Consider the following 5,177-nt stretch of genomic DNA (forward strand, 5'->3'; position numbering starts at 1 on the left):
GAGGATCCCGTCGATGCACTCGTCGACGATCTGCTGAATCCGCGGCCAAACCGATGACGGTCGACCAGGCCCTCTACCAGATGGAACTAGTCGGACACGCGGGGGAACAGCGACTCGCGCCACGGCCCCTCGACCGCTACGGCGATGGCCGACGCGGTGGCGAAGCGGCCGGTGGCCTCCGTCTGCTGCCCTATGCGCTCCAGCCGCAGCCCCCAGCCGAGCAGCATCCGGCACCGGTTGATCATGTGCACCGCGATCTCGTGCGGTCCGCCGCTCTCCCGGATCCGCTGGTGGGCGCGGGTCATCACCTCGTCGGCCATCTCGTAGACGCCGAGCTGGGTGAGCACCAGGCCGATGTCGATCAGCGCGGTCGCCAGCAGGCGCTCCCACGAACGACGGCCCAGCGTGCGGTCGGGCACCAGTTCGTCGTCGAGCATCGCCAGTCCGTAGGCGATCTCGGTCAGCGCGATGTCCTCGCTGCCGCCCAGCAGCGCGCGGCGACCGCGCAGGGCGCGGGCATCGGCCTGCAGCACGTCGAGGCCGTGCCGGCGGGTGTGCAGGAGCAGCTCGTCGAGCAGCGGATCGGCGCTGGCGACCAGACCGGGCGAGGCCATCCGCATCGAGGCGCAGTGCCGGAGGAGCTGGGCGACGATCCGGGGCTCGCCGCGGCGCTGGGCCTCGGTGAGCAGGTTGTCCGCCTCGCGGATCGTGCTGCGCTGGCCGGCCGGGTCGCTGTGCTGGCCGACTGCGTTGAGTTCGCGAGCGCGTCCCACCAACCACGCGTCGGACACCTCGCTCAGCGTGGTCACCGGGTCATCGCGCACGGTGGTCGTGTCGTCGCGCAGCGGCGCACACCCCCTGTTCACCCTGCCTCCCGGGCGGAACGCGTCGTCACGCGCCGCGCCGGATCCGGGAGGACCGCTCGCTCCGCCGCCAGGATTCGAACCTGGACCATCGGAACCAAAATCCGAGGTGCTGCCTTTACACCACGGCGGATCGGGCGTCGTCGCCCCTCGGTGCCGATCTGTGACGCCCGGCACCGCTGCCCGAGCTTACCGGCCCGGGGCGACAGGCGGTGTTGCCCGGCCGACATCGTGACACGAGGGCCGGGGCGGGGTGGCGTCGGGCTTGCCGAGCGGCGGGGTTCGGGGCGTGCTTGCACGTAGGTGGGACGTGGTGGAACGCCATCAGGTTGCGCAGTTGATCGGTCTGTTCGGGTGAACGCGGGCGAACCGGACACGCCCGAGGGCGTGCGACACGCCGCATTTTTGCCGCCCGGGGGTGACGATTTGGCATCGGACAACTTACGCTGGCGTAGGTTACGGTCCCGTAGGCTGGAGGTGTTGCGGGTCCGTGCTTCCCGGCGCCGACCGCTGTTTTCCCACCTCCCCAACGCCATTCGAGGTATTGAGTATGACCGCAGCAGCCGAGGGTGTTGCTCCTCCGAAGGCCGAATCCGGGCCCAAACCGCTGACCACGGGGCCGCAGTCCGCTGGGCGTTCGTCCCTCGTGTACGCGTTCCTCCTGATTCCGATGGCTGCGCTCATCGCTTCTGTCCCCGCGCTCTGGGGCTGGGGCATCGGGCCGGTCGACATCGGCTTGGCCGTGGCCTTCTGGGTGATCAGCGGCCTCGGCGTCACGGTCGGCTTCCACCGCTACTTCACGCACGGGGCGTTCAAGGCCAACCGCGGCGTCAAGTACGCCCTGGCCATCGCCGGGATGATGGCGGTCCAGGGCCCGGTCATCACCTGGGTCGCCGACCACCGCCGCCACCACGCCTTCTCCGACCGCGAGGGCGACCCGCACTCGCCGTGGCTGTTCGGCACCTCGGCGGTCGCGCTGACCAAGGGCTTCTGGCACTCCCACATGGGCTGGATGTTCAAGCGGGAGATGACCAACGAGGACCGGTTCGCCCCCGACCTCCTCAAGGACCGCGAGCTCGTCGTGCTCAACAAGCTGTTCCCGCTGTGGACGGCGCTCAGCTTCCTGCTGCCCGCCCTGCTGGGCGGCCTGATCACCTGGTCCTGGTGGGGCGCGGTGACCGCCTTCTTCTGGGCCGGCCTGGTCCGGGTGTCGTTCCTGCACCACATCACGTGGTCGGTGAACTCGATCTGCCACATGATCGGCGAGCGCCCGTTCAAGAGCCGCGACAAGGCGGCGAACTTCTGGCCGCTGGCGATCCTGTCCTTCGGCGAGTCCTGGCACAACTCCCACCACGCCGACCCGACCTGCGCCCGCCACGGCGTGCTGCGCGGCCAGCTGGACATCTCGGCGCGGGTGATCTGGTTCTTCGAGAAGGTCGGCTGGGCCTGGAAGGTCCGCTGGCCCAACGAGAAGCGCCTCGCGCGGATCGCGGTCACCGAGTACAAGGGCTGACGTTCCGGTTCCAGGAGTGCCCGTGCGGCGGTTGCCGTGCGGGCACTTTTCACGCGGGTCGGCACACAGGTGCCGGTTCTGCCGCCTAGGGTGGTGCGAGTGGTTTCACGGCGACGCGGGCGCAGCACGTCCGAATCGGGAGCGCAGACTTCGGGGCGCACCGCACGAGTCCGGATGACGGGGAAGGAACGTCGGCAGCAGCTGCTCGACGTGGCCCGGGCGTTGTTCGCGGAGAAGGGCTTCGACGGCACCTCCATCGAGGAGATAGCGCACCGCGCCGGCGTGTCCAAGCCCGTGGTGTACGAGCACTTCGGCGGCAAGGAAGGCGTGTACGCGGTCGTGGTGGACCGCGAGATGCGCAACCTGCTGGACCTGATCGTCTCGGCGCTGTCGGCCGGGCACCCGCGGGACCTGCTGGAACAGGCGGCGCGGGCGCTGCTGGACTACATCGACAACAACACCGACGGCTTCCGCGTGCTGGTCCGGGACTCGCCGGTGGCCAGCCACAGCGGCACCTTCTCCAGCCTGCTCAACGACATCGCCAGCCAGGTCGAGCACATCCTCGGGCTGCAGTTCACCGCCCGCGGCTACGACGCGAAGCTGGCCCCGCTCTACAGCCAGGCCCTGGTGGGCATGGTCGCGCTGACCGGCCAGTGGTGGCTGGAGGCGCACAAGCCGAAGAAGGAAGAGGTGGCCGCGCACCTGGTCAACCTCGCCTGGAACGGCCTGTCCCACCTCGAGCACAAGCCCAAGCTCTCCACGAAGTGACCCCCACCCGGCTCCGGGGCCGGTCGGACGCAAATTCAATGGAAATCGGAGGTCCGATTTCCATTGAATTTGCGGAAGTTCTCCACAGCCAGCACGACTTGTCCACAGGTGTCGGCGTGTCGGGGTCCAGGGGGCGGGGTCCCGACACGCCCGGGTGTGCAGTTTCAATTGAAACTGTAAAACCCAGGCAGGGCGGATCACAGTTTCAATTGAAACTGCGGATCAGGTGCCGGCGTGTCCGGGGCATGACACGCCGACACCTCCTCCGGACCGGTGCGCCAGAGACTCAGCTCCGGTCGAGGAGGTCCTTGGAGATCTCGCGCATCTCGACCTTGCGGATCTTGCCGGTGACGGTCATCGGGAACTCGTTCACCACGTGCACGTACCGCGGGATCTTGTAGTGCGCCAGCTTGCCGGTGCAGAACTCCCGCAACGACTCGGCCGTCAGCTGCTCAGCACCCTCGCGCAGCCGGACCCAGGCCATCAGCTCCTCGCCGTAGCGCGCGTCGGGAACCCCGATGACCTGCGCGTCCACCACGTCGGGGTGGGTGTAGAGGAACTCCTCGATCTCGCGCGGGTAGATGTTCTCTCCGCCGCGGATGACCATGTCCTTGATCCGGCCGGTGATGCTGACGTAGCCGTCGGCGTCCATCACCGCCAGGTCCCCGGTGTGCATCCAGCGCGCCGCGTCGATGACCTCGGCGGTGCGCTCCGGCTGCTCCCAGTAGCCCAGCATCACCGAGTACCCGCGGGTGCACAGCTCGCCCGGGGTGCCGCGCGGCACGGTCAGGCCGGTCACCGGGTCGACGACCTTGACCTCCAGGTGCGGGCCGACCCTGCCCACAGTGGACACCCGGCGCTCCAGCGAGTCGTCGGCGCGGGTCTGCGTCGACACCGGGGACGTCTCGGTCATGCCGTAGCAGATCGACACCTCCCGCATCCCCATCCGGTCGATGACCTGCTTCATCACCTCCACCGGGCACGGCGAACCCGCCATGATCCCGGTGCGCAGCGAGGACAGGTCGAAGCTCTCGAAGTCCGGGTGCTCCAGCTCGGCGATGAACATCGTCGGCACCCCGTACAGCGACGTGCACCGCTCGGCGGCCACCGCGGACAGCGACGCGACCGGGTCGAAGCCCTCCGCCGGGATGACCATCGCCGCCCCGTGGCTGGTGCAGGCCAGGTTGCCCATGACCATGCCGAAGCAGTGGTAGAACGGCGGCACGATCGCCACCCGGTCGACCTCGCTGTAGTTGCACAGCTCGCCGACGAAGAACCCGTTGTTCAGGATGTTGTGGTGCGACAGCGTCGCGCCCTTCGGGAACCCGGTGGTGCCCGAGGTGTACTGGATGTTGATCGGATCGTCGGCGGAGAGCTCGATCGCCGCCAACCGCTGCGGGTCCGCGGCGGCCCCGGCCAGCTGCTCCCACGCCGGGTCGCCCAGGAACACCACCTGCTCCAGGCCGTCGCACTTCGGGCGCACCTGCTCGACGATCTCGACGTAGTCGGAGGACTTGAACGACTTCGCCGAGATCAGCATCCGGATGCCGGCCTGGTTGAGCACGTACTCCAGCTCGTGCGCCCGGTAGGCCGGGTTGATGTTGACCAGGATCGCGCCGATCTTCGCCGTCGCGTACTGGGTCAGCGTCCACTCCGCGCGGTTCGGCGACCAGATCCCGACCCGGTCTCCCTTGCCGATCCCGGCGTCGAGCAGGCCGACCGCCAGCGCGTCCACGTCGGCCACGAATTCCCGGTAGGTCCAGCGGCGACCGGTCGCGCACTCCACCAGGGCGTCCCGCTCGGGGAACCGCGCCGCGAGCCGATCGAGGTTCGCCCCGATCGTCTCCCCCAGCAGCGGCACCTCCGAAACACCCGAGTCGTAGCTGAGCTGGACGGCATCCACGGTGACTACCTCCCCGACGAGCACGTGAGACGGATCACCCATCTTGTCCTCGAGATCCCCCGCTCGGCCACCCCCGAACGCGGGTACCGCAAATTCAATGGAATTTGGACGTCCGATTTCCATTGAATTT

4 protein-coding genes and 1 tRNA gene are annotated in these 5,177 nt (G+C 68.5%); 2 read left to right on the forward strand and 3 right to left on the reverse strand.

Annotated elements, in window-relative coordinates:
* Positions 1-86 precede the first annotated feature (86 nt).
* Together ABTZ89_RS35480 and ABTZ89_RS35485 are read right to left on the reverse strand one after the other, a co-directional pair.
* On the reverse strand, positions 87-866 hold the full coding sequence (locus ABTZ89_RS35480) for a hypothetical protein (RefSeq protein ID WP_351053224.1): 780 nt from the start codon (positions 864-866) through the stop codon (positions 87-89).
* Between the two features lie 59 nt (positions 867-925).
* Positions 926-996: transfer RNA gene (locus tag ABTZ89_RS35485), tRNA-Gln, on the reverse strand.
* Between the two features lie 417 nt (positions 997-1,413).
* On the opposite strand from ABTZ89_RS35485, the gene ABTZ89_RS35490 reads away from it, so the two are divergent.
* Positions 1,414-2,376 (forward strand): acyl-CoA desaturase, encoded by a 963-nt coding sequence (locus tag ABTZ89_RS35490; RefSeq protein WP_270954530.1) that lies wholly within the window; start codon positions 1,414-1,416, stop codon positions 2,374-2,376.
* Positions 2,377-2,550: 174 nt separating this feature from the next.
* On the forward strand, positions 2,551-3,144 hold the full coding sequence (locus tag ABTZ89_RS35495) for a TetR/AcrR family transcriptional regulator (protein WP_270954528.1): 594 nt from the start codon (positions 2,551-2,553) through the stop codon (positions 3,142-3,144).
* A 286-nt stretch (positions 3,145-3,430) separates the two neighbouring features.
* On the opposite strand, the gene ABTZ89_RS35500 is transcribed toward ABTZ89_RS35495, so the two are convergent.
* The gene (locus tag ABTZ89_RS35500; protein WP_351053228.1) at positions 3,431-5,089 is read right to left on the reverse strand and encodes an AMP-binding protein; all 1,659 of its coding nucleotides are present in this window, start codon (positions 5,087-5,089) and stop codon (positions 3,431-3,433) included.
* Positions 5,090-5,177 lie beyond the last annotated feature (88 nt).

It is taken from the genome of Saccharopolyspora sp. NPDC002686 (assembly GCF_040295745.1).
In the GTDB taxonomy this organism is placed as follows: domain Bacteria; phylum Actinomycetota; class Actinomycetes; order Mycobacteriales; family Pseudonocardiaceae; genus Saccharopolyspora; species Saccharopolyspora oryzae.

Bases quoted from the DNA above. Each gene is read 5' to 3' on its own strand.
- ABTZ89_RS35500 (WP_351053228.1), bottom strand. From the start codon at position 5,089: ATGGGTGATCCGTCTCACGTGCTCGTCGGGGAGGTAGTCACCGTGGAT.
- ABTZ89_RS35495 (WP_270954528.1), top strand. From the start codon at position 2,551: ATGACGGGGAAGGAACGTCGGCAGCAGCTGCTCGACGTGGCCCGGGCG.
- ABTZ89_RS35490 (WP_270954530.1), top strand. From the start codon at position 1,414: ATGACCGCAGCAGCCGAGGGTGTTGCTCCTCCGAAGGCCGAATCCGGG.